At 39.4% G+C, this 15,486-nt stretch carries 15 protein-coding genes; 3 read left to right on the plus strand and 12 right to left on the minus strand.

The window, feature by feature from the left end; translation table 11 throughout:
• Nucleotide 1: 1 nt before the first annotated feature.
• The gene (locus ACOAOT_RS16970) at nt 2-1,219 is read right to left on the minus strand and encodes a nucleotidyltransferase domain-containing protein (RefSeq protein ID WP_420218063.1); all 1,218 of its coding nucleotides are present in this window, start codon (nt 1,217-1,219) and stop codon (nt 2-4) included.
• Nucleotides 1,220-1,374: 155 nt separating this feature from the next.
• Here ACOAOT_RS16970 and ACOAOT_RS16975 point away from each other — a divergent pair, with 155 nt between their 5' ends.
• Nucleotides 1,375-2,100: a C39 family peptidase gene (locus ACOAOT_RS16975; protein WP_420218064.1), complete on the plus strand. Its 726-nt coding sequence runs from the start codon at nt 1,375-1,377 to the stop codon at nt 2,098-2,100.
• Here ACOAOT_RS16975 and ACOAOT_RS16980 read toward each other — a convergent pair.
• From ACOAOT_RS16980 to fliD, 3 genes are all read right to left on the minus strand, one after another.
• Nucleotides 2,097-2,492: a hypothetical protein gene (locus ACOAOT_RS16980; protein ID WP_420218065.1), complete on the minus strand. Its 396-nt coding sequence runs from the start codon at nt 2,490-2,492 to the stop codon at nt 2,097-2,099. The two genes, ACOAOT_RS16975 and ACOAOT_RS16980, sit on opposite strands and share 4 nt — an antisense overlap.
• Nucleotides 2,493-2,560: 68 nt before the next feature.
• Nucleotides 2,561-2,929 (minus strand): flagellar export chaperone FliS, encoded by a 369-nt coding sequence (gene fliS, locus ACOAOT_RS16985; protein WP_420218066.1) that lies wholly within the window; start codon nt 2,927-2,929, stop codon nt 2,561-2,563.
• Nucleotides 2,930-2,943: 14 nt separating this feature from the next.
• Nucleotides 2,944-5,499: a flagellar filament capping protein FliD gene (gene fliD / locus ACOAOT_RS16990; RefSeq protein ID WP_420218067.1), complete on the minus strand. Its 2,556-nt coding sequence runs from the start codon at nt 5,497-5,499 to the stop codon at nt 2,944-2,946.
• Between the two features lie 145 nt (nt 5,500-5,644).
• Here fliD and ACOAOT_RS16995 point away from each other — a divergent pair, with 145 nt between their 5' ends.
• Together ACOAOT_RS16995 and ACOAOT_RS17000 are read left to right on the plus strand one after the other, a co-directional pair.
• Complete coding sequence (locus tag ACOAOT_RS16995; protein WP_420218068.1) at nt 5,645-6,415, plus strand: ParA family protein; 771 nt, start codon at nt 5,645-5,647, stop codon at nt 6,413-6,415.
• Between the two features lie 26 nt (nt 6,416-6,441).
• Nucleotides 6,442-7,578, plus strand: a complete 1,137-nt coding sequence (locus ACOAOT_RS17000; RefSeq protein ID WP_420218069.1) for a late competence development ComFB family protein — start codon at nt 6,442-6,444, stop codon at nt 7,576-7,578.
• On the opposite strand, the gene ACOAOT_RS17005 is transcribed toward ACOAOT_RS17000, so the two are convergent.
• The 8 genes from ACOAOT_RS17005 to flhA all read right to left on the minus strand — a co-directional run bounded on the left by ACOAOT_RS17005 (nt 7,575) and on the right by flhA (nt 15,483).
• The gene (locus ACOAOT_RS17005) at nt 7,575-8,858 is read right to left on the minus strand and encodes an EAL and HDOD domain-containing protein (protein ID WP_420218070.1); all 1,284 of its coding nucleotides are present in this window, start codon (nt 8,856-8,858) and stop codon (nt 7,575-7,577) included. The genes ACOAOT_RS17000 and ACOAOT_RS17005 overlap by 4 nt on opposite strands.
• On the minus strand, nt 8,851-9,771 hold the full coding sequence (locus tag ACOAOT_RS17010) for a chemotaxis protein (RefSeq protein ID WP_346064762.1): 921 nt from the start codon (nt 9,769-9,771) through the stop codon (nt 8,851-8,853). The genes ACOAOT_RS17005 and ACOAOT_RS17010 overlap by 8 nt, the downstream gene beginning before the upstream one ends.
• An 83-nt stretch (nt 9,772-9,854) precedes the next feature.
• A complete protein-coding gene (locus tag ACOAOT_RS17015; RefSeq protein ID WP_288825990.1) occupies nt 9,855-10,337 on the minus strand; it encodes a chemotaxis protein CheD in 483 nt (160 codons plus the stop codon).
• Nucleotides 10,330-10,956, minus strand: a complete 627-nt coding sequence (locus ACOAOT_RS17020) for a chemotaxis protein CheC (RefSeq protein ID WP_104438782.1) — start codon at nt 10,954-10,956, stop codon at nt 10,330-10,332. The genes ACOAOT_RS17015 and ACOAOT_RS17020 overlap by 8 nt, the downstream gene beginning before the upstream one ends.
• A 33-nt stretch (nt 10,957-10,989) precedes the next feature.
• The gene (locus ACOAOT_RS17025) at nt 10,990-11,763 is read right to left on the minus strand and encodes a flagellar hook-basal body protein (RefSeq protein WP_420218072.1); all 774 of its coding nucleotides are present in this window, start codon (nt 11,761-11,763) and stop codon (nt 10,990-10,992) included.
• Between the two features lie 14 nt (nt 11,764-11,777).
• Nucleotides 11,778-12,581: a flagellar hook-basal body protein gene (locus ACOAOT_RS17030; protein WP_420218073.1), complete on the minus strand. Its 804-nt coding sequence runs from the start codon at nt 12,579-12,581 to the stop codon at nt 11,778-11,780.
• Nucleotides 12,582-12,598: 17 nt separating this feature from the next.
• Complete coding sequence (locus ACOAOT_RS17035; protein WP_420218074.1) at nt 12,599-13,414, minus strand: sigma-70 family RNA polymerase sigma factor; 816 nt, start codon at nt 13,412-13,414, stop codon at nt 12,599-12,601.
• Nucleotides 13,411-15,483, minus strand: a complete 2,073-nt coding sequence (gene flhA, locus ACOAOT_RS17040) for a flagellar biosynthesis protein FlhA (protein WP_420218075.1) — start codon at nt 15,481-15,483, stop codon at nt 13,411-13,413. The genes ACOAOT_RS17035 and flhA overlap by 4 nt, the downstream gene beginning before the upstream one ends.
• Between the last annotated feature and the right edge of the window lie 3 nt (nt 15,484-15,486).

Here is a 15,486-nt window from a genome sequence, read left to right on the forward strand (position 1 = left end):
ATTACTTTGGTATTTCCGCTGTTTCTTTCGTTTCCTCATCTGTGCTTTTGCTGATTGTCTTTCTCTTTATAAAAGGAAGTTTTTCTAACTTTGGCAAGACTCTATTGCGTAAATAATTCACGAATATCCGGCTTAGATATCTCCATAATCGTAATGTCCAGAAAAACGGCAATAAAATTCTTATTTTTCCCAATAACGGATAAATGGTTTCCATATATCTTCGATCAGGAAAAAGCCATTTCACTATCTTTCTTAACTCTTCTAACCTGCGATTCCTGGCATAACAATCTGCAACCGTTTTAATTAATGGCAGAAGATTTGAGCTGATCTCTCTTCCTTCGGTACCCTTGGATAATATATAGGATTCCATAGCTTCATAGATCTCAACATTTTCAATTACTGCTCCCGTTCCAAACCATCTTAAAATCAAATGTTCCAGGCGTTCAGCAAATTCTGATATTTTTAACTTTTTAAGTCTGGCATATATATACGGCCAATTAAAATTTTCACTATACGTCTTGTAAAAAATCCAAAAATCCATGATCTGGCTTAAGCTTATATTTCCTCTGGCATAACTATCAATTAATCTGCAAAGTAGAAACAAATATCTGTCATCCAGTGGTAGTTCACGAACGTAACTTCTCCCATTTTGAAGAGGAAATGCTTTTAGTAAACTCTTAAAGAATTTTCGCATGGAACTGCTAAAAAAAATAGTATAGTCGAAATTCAGCACTCTGATTCCTGGAATACGATAATACAATTTTCCAATCTCATCTGTTTTACGTTCCTCAAAATCTACTCTTTCTAAAACTCCCCATATCATCCGGGCACTTTTTCTACTGGAACCAATCTCAATAGATTCACGGCAGCACATCTCTTCTATAGGGTAATTTTTCACAATATCTGAATAACTGAGATAGAAGCAGTTGATTTTTTCACGTTCCATCAATGCTACCAGTTGTATCTCACTTTTCTGTAAACGTCCTACCCGATATACAGATTCCAGATACTTATCAAAAAATTGTTGTCTTACGGATTGAGGAATCTCTTGGTCAAGCCCTAAAATACCATAGTGTACAGCATGTGCCACTCCATGGTAATCTGCTAAACGAAACATCTTTTCCCAATCAAGTGAACGTATAGGCTCTGGTGAGGCTTTCTGATTCATTACTGCTGATAATAATATTAGTAAATACCGCTCTTCATAACCTTTAATCATTCATTTTTCCATCCTTAATTAATCCCATGTCAACACTTTACACGTCCTACCATGTATGTCATATTATATATATCGGACTTTTTTATTATAATCTTAACTTTATTGGGCATCTGTCCGATAAGTATCATATAACATTAAAAATAAAGGTGAGCCGTATGAACAGATTATTTAAAACATTTTTCAAAACCCTGTTCGTAATTGTCATCCCGTTTGCGATTTTTTCTTCTAATTATCAAATTGACGGTTCAGCCGCTGATGTTCCTCAAACTTCAACCGTATCACCGCCAGAGGCAGTTGAAGCAGACATCCCACAGGAAGGCAAATACGATGTGATGCTGGACAGCGTCTGCGGTCCCCTCACTTATTATAATCAGGCAGATGCCAGATGGGGAAATTATCTATGGGGAGGACGAGATCCTATCGTTACCCATGGCTGTGGTCCTACTGTTATGGCTATGGTCATAACCAGTCTGACTGGTAATCAGGTACTGCCAACTGATGTCGCAAATTGGGCTTCGGCCAACAATAGCTGGTGCCCCGGACAGGGCTCTTACCATCGTCTTATACCAGACAGTGCAACTGCATATGGTCTTACAGTCTCATCAGTCAGGAATCAATCTGTGGAAGGAATAAAAAATGCATTGGATTCCGGGCAACTGGTTGTTGCATTAATGAGAAGAGGACATTTTACACAGCAAGGGCATTTCATCATCATAACAAGTTACACTGCAGATGGATCTTTTAGAATTGCAGATTCTAATAATTATGATAATACAAAACTTAATTGGGATCCCTCAATTATACTCCGGGAACTGAATTATCGTGCCTCTAATGGCGGACCATTATGGGCGATTGCTCCAGCTAATTTAAATCGCAACTAATTATAAAAGGAATGAGTACCAGCGATACGCGTACTGATGTGTTTATCGATATCTATCGTACGTTTTAATATCTGCTGAATATTCTTTCCTTTTTCTATTATTTTTTTTGAAAACTCTCCATCTGGATTCCAGTTCTCTTGCCCTCTTATCCAACTTTCAACCTTAATAGCTTCTTCCGGAGTCAGAACTGATATCAGGCATCTTATATTCTTATCGATAGCATCAGATTTATCCATTTCATCCTGACGCATTCCCAAAAGCATTTGTACTGAAGTTTGATCATTTCGGGAAAGGAATTCTCCCACTTCCCTGGTTATTCTTTCTATCTCATTCATACACTGGTATTTTTTCTGCATCTCTTTTAGAATTTCCAAAATCATGGATTCTTCCATTTGTATGTCCTCCTGTTTGCAGATTATTATTAAACGGCTGGAGAGATATTACCTCTCCAGCCAGAAAATCAACCGTTGTTTCGTTGTGCCTCTCTAAAAGAATCCCGCAACTCCATTATCAAAGGCCTTACTTCTGCTATTACTGCAGAATTCCGTCCTGCTTTAATACGGTTTAGCTCATACAGGAAGAAGTCATAAAGTCTTTTTAATTCACTGCTTATTTCGTACTGATAATTAAGCGTGTCTTTTAAATATATAACAATATCGATAGACCGTTGTGCTGACTGCTCAAAAAGCTCATAATCTTTATTTTCCAATGCCAATTCTGACCTGGTTAACCGCTTTAATAATTCATCATATAAAAGATTAAGCATTTCACCCTGAGTCATTGTATTAACGGTCTGTTCTTTATAATGTTGATATCCGTTTACTGCCATTTTATACTCCGTTTCTATGAACCAAATGATGAACTCAGCCAGCTGCTTTGTGAGTTCATTTGGGAAACCACTGTCTCCAAATTGGTAAATTGCTTAACATAGCGATCTGTTTCTGTCTTAAGCTGTTTATTAAGGCGGTCTATTAGAGTATCCAGACTGTCCATGGACTTCTGTATGGAATTCTGTAAAATACTTGTTGGGGCATATACTGAACCAGCTTTTTCTATCAGGATACCTTTTTTTGCACCAGTCGTTCCGGCATACTTATCTGTAATTTTAGTAAGCCTGGCCATAACACCACCCTTGTCTCCAGTTAAAGTATCCTCCTTTTTGGTAAACAATTTCTGTAAGTCGGCTGAGTTTGTTTCCAAAGCAGCTCTAAACTTTGTTTCATCAAGTACAAGCTTTCCATTATCACCATAATTAGAACTTGTAGTAATTCCAAAAGATGCCAGAGCGTTCTTATCATCAGAACCACTGTCAAAAATGAATCTCATGCTGTCAGTAAGACTTCTTAATTCAGTATCATTAAAAAGCAAACCTTCCTTAGCTTTATCTTCCCATTTTTTAATCTGATCTTCTTTCATCTCAGCTTTTTGTTCGTCGGTAAGCGGTTCATACTTTCGATTTGGTTTGGTAGAAACTTCTTTATTTACCGCTTCAAGCATATCATTATAGTCTTTGATCATATCCGTTACAGCTTTTACTATGGTATCGGAATCTGTTTTGGCATTAAACGTAACTGGTTTAGTGCCATAATCATATAGGCCACCTGACGTCGAAATATATTCATTATCTGTGGTAAGTACATATGTACCAGCACTATCCTCCTTATATACCCCATCTTCATATTTGTATTTAATACCTGGATTTTCTATCTTCTTATACTGGTTATCTGATGTTTTCACATAATTCGCTGATGTATTATTCGTAGATTCATATCCAAAAGTCCCATTCACAGTAATATTTAACCCATCCAAATTAAAGGAATTATTTCCTCGAATTAAATCAATAGAGTCAGTAGATCCAGCATATTTAACACTTACAATCGCATCTTGGCCATTTTTTGTTGTATAATTTTTAAACAATACGCTGGAATCATCAGATGGATTAAACTCAATCTTTCCTGCAGAACCGTCAGCCTTCGATACAATAGAAAATTTATCAGCATTCTTTAAATAAGAGACTGTTACACCTGCATCTGATGCATTAATTTTATTAATAATATCACTCATTGAGCTTCCATAAGTAAGTCCAACAATTGGTTTCCCGTTTATAGTGAGTTTAAGCTCTGTATCTGCAGTTTTAGAACTAATACCTTTCAATCCTGAATTTATTAAAGATGAGGATAAATTTAATCGATTGGATTCTCCATACTCTACTTTTAATGCGCCATTTTTTCCTATAACTCCCATATCTGCTGAAGATATAGATAATACGGAGGACTTGTCTTCACTATTCGTATTAGGAATCATTGTCTTAAATTCCAATATACCATTGGCTCCAGAAACCGCAATTCTTTCTTTTCCAAATTTATTATCAAGTTGATTTTGCATATAGCTGGCTAACTTAGTTATATCATTATACTGTTCAGCTTCACTCATATTAAAATTAACCGATTCTGTAGTTCCGTTATATGTAAAGCTAACGCTTTTACCCGCTACCCGTTGCAAAAAAGTCTTATCTTCATAAAAATTCTGTACTCTATTTTTTAGTTCTGTAGTAAACCCGGCTTCATTAATCGTCTTGTTTGCATCACTGATATTATCAATATCACTAATACCTAAAGCACTTAAAGCTCCTTTGCTTCCGCCGACTATCTGAAGTATGTTACCAGCTTTGTCTTTGGATATAAAATCCAGTTTTGCTAACTTAGATTTGGGGTCTCCTGCATCTTGTGGAGTCGTCTTGACCTCAATAACATCTTCCAGTGTTTTTCCGTCACCAATGGAAACATTATGTAATGCTCTTGTTATTGATTTTTGAGCACTTTCAGCTGAACTGTAATCATATGTGAAACCATCTGATGCAGTGCCACTACTTAATGACACAGAGTAAGTTTTACTACCATATTTAAAATAAAGGGACTGTCCTTCCAGAGTACTGACAGATTCTGTAGTATCAAATTTAATCTCACCAGTCATAAGCTTACCATCAGAGACTGTATCATTTGACAGAATTGACGCATTATTGGCAAGTTGCTTAACCCCAACTATAGACATGGAATCAGTACCTGCAGAACTTCCCGATACACTAATATAACTGCTATTAGCCCCTACTGGTGTAACATTACTTTTAGCCCAAAAGCTGGAGCTGGATAAGTTGGTAGATTGATTCGTATAAGAGGTATATTTTCTTGAGAACTCCACCAGCTTTGAGCTGATGGAACGATACGCCTCCTGCTGCCACGCGTAGGTCTGCTTTTTTTTCTGTTGTTTTGCAATCTTTGCCCTTGTAGATGATGTCATTCCTTCAATCAGAGTATCTGTGTCCAGACCGCTTGCCAGACCACCATAACCTTTAATGGAAGAACTGGTACTACTTTTGATACTAGTCAATGCTGATGCCATACTAATAACTCCTTTCTTAACTATCTAAATAATCCAATTTTCGTCAAAAATCGGTTTTTTTTATGTTTTTGGTATACTTATTTATCGTCATATTGTATACTAAAGATAATAGTATTATCTTAATTTACGATTGGAGGAATACAATTTGTCAACTGTAATTACTATTACAAATCAAAAGGGCGGCGTAGGCAAAACCACCACTTCCTGTTCCCTTGCCTGCGGACTTGCCATGAATAATAAAAGAGTGCTGGCCGTTGATTTAGACCCTCAGGGTAATCTTGGATTTAGTCTGGGACTGGAGATTGAAAACTGTGCAACAATTTACGAGGTTTTCCAGGGAACTGCAACGCTTCAGGAGGCAATACGTCCATCAAAATATTGTGACGTGATTTCATCTAATATACTTTTAAGCGGCGCTGAGCTGGAATTTACCGGTAAGCAGAGAGAAAGTATGTTAAAGAACTTACTGTCAACAGTTGCTGGTTATTATGATTACATTATTATTGATACGCCTCCTGCTCTTAATATTTTAACAGTTAACGCATATGCAGCTGCAGATTATCTGATTATTCCTATGGTTCCGGAGATTTTAAGCCTTCTTGGAGTTTCTCAGATTAAAGATACCATTAACACAGTACGTGCCTCTGTTAATCCAAATCTGGTTGTACTGGGAATACTGCTGAATAAGTATAATTCCAGAACACTACTTTCCAGAGAAGTGAAGGAGATGGCTCAGAGTATAGCCTCCCAAATCGGAACACGGGTGTTTGAGACACATATCAGATCCAGTGTCAGTGTTGCCGAAGCACCGGCTCAGGGAGAGAGCCTGCTGGATTATGCACCCAGATCCAATCCTGCCCAGGATTACAAAGCATTGGTAACTGAAGTCCTTGAATTGATTAAAAAATCAAAATAATACAGACTTGAGAGGAGCACATAAACATGGCTAGGAAAAGCAGCAAAACAGCTCATGTAATGAATCTTCTGGCCGGAGGTGAGGCGGAATCTTCGAAATCAGAGGCTGCTAAGGAAAACCTTGCTGCCAGCCAGGCAGCTGAGTCAAAAGGGACAATTAAAGAATTGACGGTTCTGGCTCAGCAGGCATCCATACAAATGCAGGATAGTCCCTTGTCTCCCAGCCCAATTTCTATTATTGATCTTTCCTCTTCGGTTCAGGATCCGGTTGCTGAATTAATTAAACAACAACTGGAAGAAGATGAAAAAAAAGAACTTGGAACTGAGTTATCTAAGAAAAATGAAGATAATTCTCTACCAGCTTCTCTTCCTGACCCTATTTCAGACACTGAAATAAATCATATGGAAGAATCAACTTCAGCAGACAGTGAAGAAGTGCCAGTTACAGAGCAATTTAGTGAACTATTTGATAATTCACCAGATGTGATCGATGAGACAGATGTGCAGGATTACGATAATCGGAGTGAACCCAGTATATCTGATGTTAATGAGCAAGATCAAATGGACATATTTAGTATGGGTGAAACCGATCAAGCAGATATACAGGACATAGATGAATCGGAACAATCAGATATCACAGCTTCTGATGAATCGCCACAATCGGATAATCTGGTCTTAGATGAAACGGCAGAACCTAATAATTCGGTTTCCGATGAATTGACGGAGACAGAGCAAATTTCCGATGAACTGGCACAGCATGATATTTCGGATTTCAATGAACCGATACAGCCTGAAATTCAGGATTCCTTTGAGTCACTAGATCCACCTGCGCAAATTGAGGACATACCTGTAAAAACTCAGCCCCCTGTTACTGATACTCCTGCCACTCCAAAAGCCTCTACTTTCAAGTATTTGAATGTTATGGAGCATGTTGTGGAGAATGTTGCCAGGGACTATATCGGACGTCTTGGTGGCTGTACATGCGAACACTGCATTGCTGATGTTACTGCTTTGACGCTTAACAAACTCACTCCCAAATATGTGGTGGTGGAGCCTCCTGCAGCATCTCCTTTGCTGAATTTTTATTCCAGCCGTTTTGCTCCACAGGTTATTGTTGAATTAACCAAATCATGTTTTATAGTAAAAGAAAACCCACACCATTAAGTGTGGGTTTTCTTGCTTACGGGAACATCTGATTCCTGATCTGCACTGACTGTTAAACCGTTCCATATCTCATTAACAGCTTCTACACAGTCCATATAAGTCTGTGCCAGCTGTCCGGAAGGTATCTCCAGTTTATCGGATAACTGTTTCACTTTCTTCCATTCTGCACCTTCATAACTAAGAATGAGTTCATATAATTCACCACAAACTCCTTCCTTGCGAATAAGAGCATCTTTTATTTCCTGGGCAACCGGAACTTCTTCCAGAATTTCTTCCAAAGGTGCATTGATCATGTACTGAAGTGTAGAGAACATGCCCATCATATAAACTTCTGACCGAATGATTGGAAGATCTTTGATATGATCTGAAATCGTCATTGCAAAATTGGCTCTCAGGAAAGACAGCTTCATCATTGCTTCTAAGGATTCTTCATTATCAATATCATTGTTGAAACTTAATAAATATACCCATTGCTTCAACTGGCTGATTCCCATGGTAACCAATGCCTGACGTATGGAGGAAACTCTCCGGCGCAGAGCAAAGTATGCAGAATTGACGATTTTAAGAAGTGCATAGCTTAATGCAGCATCTCTGTTTATAATCTCTTCTATCTTATCTATATCCGGTTCATCTTTAGAGACCTCTACCACCAGCTGGAAAAAGTTCCCCTCTAAAAATTCCATACGGTTAACTTTTCCGGCCATAGCCTCCGCAACATAGCTTCCTTCTGCATAATCCGCGCCTACCTCGATTGCAAGCTCGTAATCAGCCATGGAGCTGACACCTGTTACAATGCACTTCTTATCAAAGCCCTTCATCGTATTAATAAGGTTTTTTAAAGAACTGCGTTCTTTTCCTTCCTGCTTGTTTCTGATGTCAATTTTTATGTAAGTAACATAATCCAGCATGGAGAAATATTTGGGAGAAAACTGGAAGTCATTGATGGCAAATACATACCCTTCTGCCCTGTACTTTCTTATGATAGTCGGAGATAAAGGGTGAATCATAACATGATCTTCGATCTGAATCACCAGCTTTTCCTTATCAAAAATCTTCGGTGTATTCCGAAATAACAATGAAGGAGTAAATGTAACAAAAGTAAGCTTATCATGAAAAATGCTTTCTGTATTCTGCATCAGAAATCCGGCAATTGTATCAGCCGCTGCCACATCGGAGCTGCTGTAAAGCGAATCATAATCCTTCTGAAACAATACTTCGTAGCCGATAATCCTGTCCTCCTTCAAAGCCTTAATAGGCTGCCGGGTGACATACTTATCCATTCGTCTTCCTCCTCTGAAGCAAGTGATCAATAACTTCTACCAGATGGGCGATTTCCGGCTTGCTCAGCTGTTCATCTGCTCCCAACTGCTTTCCTTTTATCATCAGTTCCTGATTAATCATGGAAGAGAAAATAACCAAAGGAATATGCTTTAATTTTTTATCTTCTTTTACCAGCTTTGTAAGACGGTGTCCATCCATCTCAGGCATCTCAATATCTGTGATAATCAGACTTACCTTTTCATCTAAATCCGAATCATCTCTTATCTGGCTTAAATAATTCCAGGCTTCCTGACCATTATTTTTAAAAGTAAGGTTTTCATATCCTGCTTTTTTAAGAGCAGCTTCAATCATCTTGGTCAGAAGAATGGAGTCCTCAGCGATAAGTATCGGATTAGCGACAGATGCCCTCTTTCCCAGCTTATTAATATCATCGATCTGAATTCCGGTCTCAGGAGCGATGTCAGCAACAATTTTTTCAAAGTCAAGGATCGTAACAAGATCAGTTCCGCACTGCGCGATTCCAGTGGCTACGCCTTCATCACCGCGGCTTATGGTATCATCTGGTTTCTGAATATTCTTCCAGGAAATACGGCTGATACCAACTACGCTGTGAACACGGAAAGCAATGTGCAGCTTGTTGAAATTGGTGATAATAAACAGATCTTTGCCTTGTTTTTCACCTTTATTGCCAGTAAGGTAATAAGGGAGATCAATGACTGTAAGAAGAAGATCCCTTGGTTTAAAAATACCCTCTACAGCTGGGTGGGCATGAGGGATGGGTTTCACCTTATCTGACATCATAATCTCGCGTACTTTCGCAACGTTAATTCCATATAATTCACCATAGATAGTGAATTCCATTATTTCAATTTCATTCGTCCCTGATTCTAATAAAATCTCTGTTTCTGCCATACTTTTTCTCCTTTATCCCAATATAATCCAGCAAAAACAACTGCCTGTTAATTTATCGGCAACTTTCTGCCAGTTCATAATGTTTACAAAACAATTTCTGCTCTGCCGTAAGTTCTGATTTTAACCTGCCCCGTACTTACATCCATGGACATGGTTCGTGCATAGTTTTCTCCAACGTCCAAAGCAGCAAGCCGGATCCCCTCTTTTTGGAGAATCTGTTTTACGCTTACAATATTGCGGGCTCCGATATTGCCAAGAGTGCTGTTACCCTGCAATTCGAACATTTTTGCCCCCCCTGCAATCTTTGCAATCAATCTTGGTTTTCTTGCGCCCAGGATTTCTATCTTTCTAAATGTCTCAGCCAGTCCTGTATCTGCATACTTAAATATATTTCCGTCTCCTGATCCGTATACTTCCGGAAGCATGATATGCACAAGCGCCCCCAGCTTTATCATGGGATCATATAAACAGATTCCAATGCAGGACCCCAGCGCATAGGTGATCAGTGTCCCCTCCTGCCTGGCAAATTTCATGTCCGCAATTCCTACTGTTATCTGTTTATCCATTTACAATCCCCAGCTTTTCCATTAAAAAGTTAAGTGACATAATATCCGGCATCATAAGCAAGTCACTGTGAAGGACTTTTCCTCCTATTATAAACTGTCCGCTTATCATCATCATCTTATCTGTCTGATATCCAAATTCCACCATTGGAACACTTAAGATGCCTCCCAGCATGTTAACTGCAATGTCAGGTACTGAAAGATTAATTGTAACCTCACTCAGTGTTGACATGGCATTGACATATGATGAGATAATAATATTACCGATTTCTTCCAGTGCGGAGGTCTCTAAAACATTGAGCTGGTAATAGTCTTCAATCTCCTGCTGCATAACGCTGGATAAAACCTCATTAATAAAATCCATTTTTAAAATAAAGAGCATTAAACCGTTGATTTCTCCTGTCATCTTAACCAGGATCGCCGCCACAATTTCCTCCGGATCACCCAAAAATTTAATGGCCTCATTATATCCCAGTATCTGAACATCGGGTAATGTCATCCGTACTGTCTTGTTCAGCATGGAAGAAAGTGCGGTAGCCGCATTGCCTGTACCAATACTGCCAATCTCCCGAATCAGATCCAGCCCAAGCCCATTCATTTCGTCATAACGTGTTATTTTCATATGATCGCCCTCTTTCATGAAACTCTGCCATATTTACCGCAGAGAATTTATTGTCGATTCAACTTCATCGGAAGTCTGTACCATCTTAAGAGCATAGGAATACGCTCTCTGGGCCTCCATCATTTTTGTCATCTCCAATGCAAAATCAGTACCAGACTGCTCCAGAGATCCACTTATTACTTTTGCATTCTCCAGGAGAATGGGAGTCCCATTGGCTTCCGTTGCAGAAAAGACATTGTCCCCTATGGGCTTAAGGCTACTGGTATTAGCAAAGGTATAGATTCCTATGGCATGGGGATCATGTTCTCCCTCCTGCAGTTCTTCCGTATCTTCTTCCTCTTTCTCAGCTTCTTCAGAAGGGTAGGATGCCGGCTTTACATCATAGGAAATTTCCTCCTGATCCATATTAAGAACCCGTTTTCCATCCACATTGACAAGATAGAATTTGTCCGTTGTCTTTGCAAGGGAAAAACGTCCGTCACGGGTGTATGTGATTGCTCCGGATACGGGATCCTTGAGCATGAAAAAGCCATCACCTTCCACAGCATAATCATGTTCCTGTCCCGTAGACTGATACGGCATGGCTGTCATGTTTGTCTTTACCTGGTCAATTTTTGATCCGCTTCCGGTCTTAATATTGGTATCTTCAAGCTGATTTCGTGTCTGTGCATAGATCAGATCGGAAAACACACTATATTCCGGTTTAAAACCAACTGTATTAACATTTGCAATATTATTCGATACAACATTCAGTTTTGTCTGCTGATTCATGGCACCTTGTGCGCCTATATAAAAGGATTGATTCATCCGTTAGTCCTCCCCTATACTCTGCCAATGTCAGATACTATTTTTCCCATAAGCTGGTCGTACATCTTAAGCACCTGGGCTGCACTCTGAGTAGCTCTCTGACTGGTCATCATGGAGGTCATCTGTTCGATGGGATCAATATTGGACCGTTCCACTGATTTCCACATAATTCCACCATCAACAGCTTTTCCCTCTGCCTGGGTAGTGAAGGTTCCGTTATCCCCTTTTACAAGCTGAGCTGTATCATCGAAACTTACCACACCAAGCTTTCCAATGAGCGTTGGTTCTTTTGCCTCTGTATCACCGCCATCTTCATCGGTTTTAAGTCCTTTTAAGGCCTCTTCATATATGTTCCCGGACTGATCCACTGAAATGTGATTAGAGGTCATCTCAATAGGATTTCCATCTTCTCCAAGTACCCTTCCTAAATTTGATAAACAAAGATAGCCATCCTTATCAACATCAAAAGAGCCATTTCTTGTATAAAGACGAGTCCCGTCAGTACCCTCGATTGTAAAAAATCCAGGCTTTGTTAAAGCAAAGTCCAGATTACCGCCTGTTTCCTCCACGTTGCCCTGATCAAAGCTGGTTTTCACACCTGCTACTGTTTTCAGCATGGATGCAGTACCAATTGGAGTGTAACTGCTTTTATCCACATTACCGCTCCTGTAAAGCATCTCTTCCTTAAATGTGGTGCTGGTCATACGGTCTGATTTAAACCCAGGAGTACTTACGTTTACCATATTGTTACTGATGGTATTTAAATTCCGGTTCTGATAAAGCATCCCGGAAGCCAGATTATAAAATCCTTGAAACATCCCGCTATTCCCCTTTCCTATTTCCCATTTATAAAATTAGTCAGATTCAGTCTCAGTTTCTGTATGGCATTGGAGTGAATCTGTGAAATTCTTGGTTCACTGACATTCATGACCTTGGCAATCTCTTTCATATTTAATTCGTCCATATAATACAAAGAAATAACCTTTTGTTCATTTTCCTTTAAATTATTTATGGCGGATACCAGTATCTGTTTAAATTCTTCCTGAAGATAGTGGGATTCCGGCTGGTCATTTTCGCTGATGGAGGGCAGCTGGACTGTCTTCTTGTTGTCATTGCTTCCCTCTAACACCATATCAAGGGAAATGACACTGTAAACATTGGTCTTTCCTAACGCTTCCTGATATTTATCCAGCGATACATTTAAATACTCGGCCGTTTCTTTCGAGGATGGAAAACGTCCCAGGCGGTTACATAATTCCATCACCGTATTGTCCAGTTCTTTGGCATTTTTTCTGACACTTCTTGGGATCCAGTCCTGTTTTCTTGCCATATCTATAATCATACCACGAATACGCTTGGAAATATAGGTTTCAAACTTCACATTCATATCAGGATCAAACTTTTCAATCCCATTCATGATCGTCAATACACCTTCATTAACGATATCCTCTATTTGAGCAAAGCTTAAATAGACATCACGCATTTGAATTGAAATGCTCTTCACCATATACATATAACGCATTACCAGCTCGTGCTTGATTTTAATATCCTTAGTACGCTTATATTTAATTAGTAAATCTTCATTGGTATATTGGCTTAACTCCTGCTCCATTCCGATTAACACTGCCTTTCTGACATTAACCCTTGTCAAACGGTAATATTTCCGACTGCCTGGATCTGAATATTATTTGCAATTTCATTAAATGAAAGAACATAGACATTGGGATAAAACTGTTCAATCAGACGGTAAAAATACAGCCTTACTACCTGACTTGTTAGAATCACAGGTTTTTGTTCCAGATCGTTAAACTTCTTAATCTGTTCACCCAGCTGTCCGATTACTGACTGCATTACCTCAGGACTGAGAGCCAGATAAACGCCCTGCTCCCCTTTCGCCATGCTGCTGATAATATTTTTCTCCAGATCTGCATCCAGAGTCAGAACTTTCATCTGACCTCCATCACAGAACATTCTGGTAATGGTTCTCTTTAAAGCGATTCTTATATTCTCAGTAATAAGATCGATATCTCTGGTTGTTGAAAGAGCATCCACAATGGTCTCCAAAATGGTTTCCATATCTTTGATCGGCACACCTTCTTTTAAAAGACTGTTGAGTATCTTCTGGAAGTTGCCGTAGGATAACTGACCTGGGAATAACTCCTCCACAAGTTCAGGTGAATGTTTCTTAACATTGTCTAACAGCTGCATAATTTCCTGTCTGCCAAGCATCTCATATGCATGCTGCTTGATGGTCTCTGATAAGTGAGTGAGCATAACTGACAACGGATCAATAACTGTATATCCATAGATTTCGGCCATTTCTTTATTCTCAGGCCGGATCCATTTACTTGGGATTCCGTAAGCCGGCTCAATCGTTTCAATTCCATCCACTTCACCGGAAAGAACCGGCGGTTCCAGGGCCAGATAATAGTCTACCAGGATTTCACCCTTTGCTACTTCTTCACCTCTGATTTTAACTACATACTGGTTGGTATTCAGACTGGAACTGTCTCTTAGTCTGACCGATGGGATAACAAATCCCATGTCCTGAGCATACTGTCTTCTGAAAATGACAATACGGTTAATTAGCTTTCCTCCGCTGCCTTCGTCAATCAGGGGAATCAGACTGTAGCCAAATTCCAATTCGATGGGGTCTACACTGATCAGGGAATATACATTATTTACATCTCTGTAATAGGATTCTTCGTCTGCTGGTGTCTGCTGGCTTGTATCTTCCATGAACGTATTCTGATACTGCTCCACCTCTTTAAAGGCTGACTGTTTCACTTTACGCTCCAGCTGATAACCGGTTCCTATAAGTAAAACTGCCATAAGAGCAAGCTGGAATTTAGGCATTCCCGGAACAAGCATCAGTACAACCAAAACAAATCCCGTAAGCATAATCGCTCTTGGCTGAGCCAAAAATTGTGCGGACACATCCTCATTTAAGCTGCCATCTGATACAGCTCTGGTAACAACCATACCGGTAGCTACTGCGATCATAAGGGAGGGAAGCTGGGATACCAGTCCATCACCTACCGTAGCAATGCTATAAATGGTTAAAACCTGGGAGAATGGCATATTGGACTGAACAATACCAATGATCGCACCACCAATAAAATTGATTGCGGTAATGATCAAAGAAACGATTGCATCGCCCTTTACAAATTTGGTGGCACCATCCATGGCACCATAAAAATCTGCTTCCTTCTGGATTTTATAACGTCTCAGCTTCGCTTCCTGCTCATTGATCAGACCAGAACTTAAATCCGCATCAATGGCCATCTGCTTTCCTGGCATGGCATCCAGGGTAAATCTGGCTGCAACCTCAGATACTCGTTCCGTACCTTTTGTAATAACCAGAAAGTTTACTAAAACAATAATCAGGAATATGATAAAACCTACTACAACATTTCCCTGCAATACGAAATCACCAAAAGCCTTAATAACGAGACCGGAAGATCCCATTTTGGTTAAAATGTTACGGGTGGAAGAAACGTTAAGTCCAAGTCGCAACAGTGTGGTGATCAAAAGCAGCGATGGAAATATGGAAAATTCCAACGGCTCCCGAATGTTCATGGTTATCAGAAGGATAATCATGGATAGGGAAATATTTATTATAATCATTACATCCATAAAAAATGGAGGCAATGGGATGATCAAAAGAAGCACAATTGTAATGACAAATACTACAACGGAATTTTTAAGTAAAGTCTTCATTCT

Origin of the sequence: Lacrimispora struthionigena (assembly GCF_048627165.1) — a bacterium.
Classification (GTDB): domain Bacteria; phylum Bacillota; class Clostridia; order Lachnospirales; family Lachnospiraceae; genus Lacrimispora.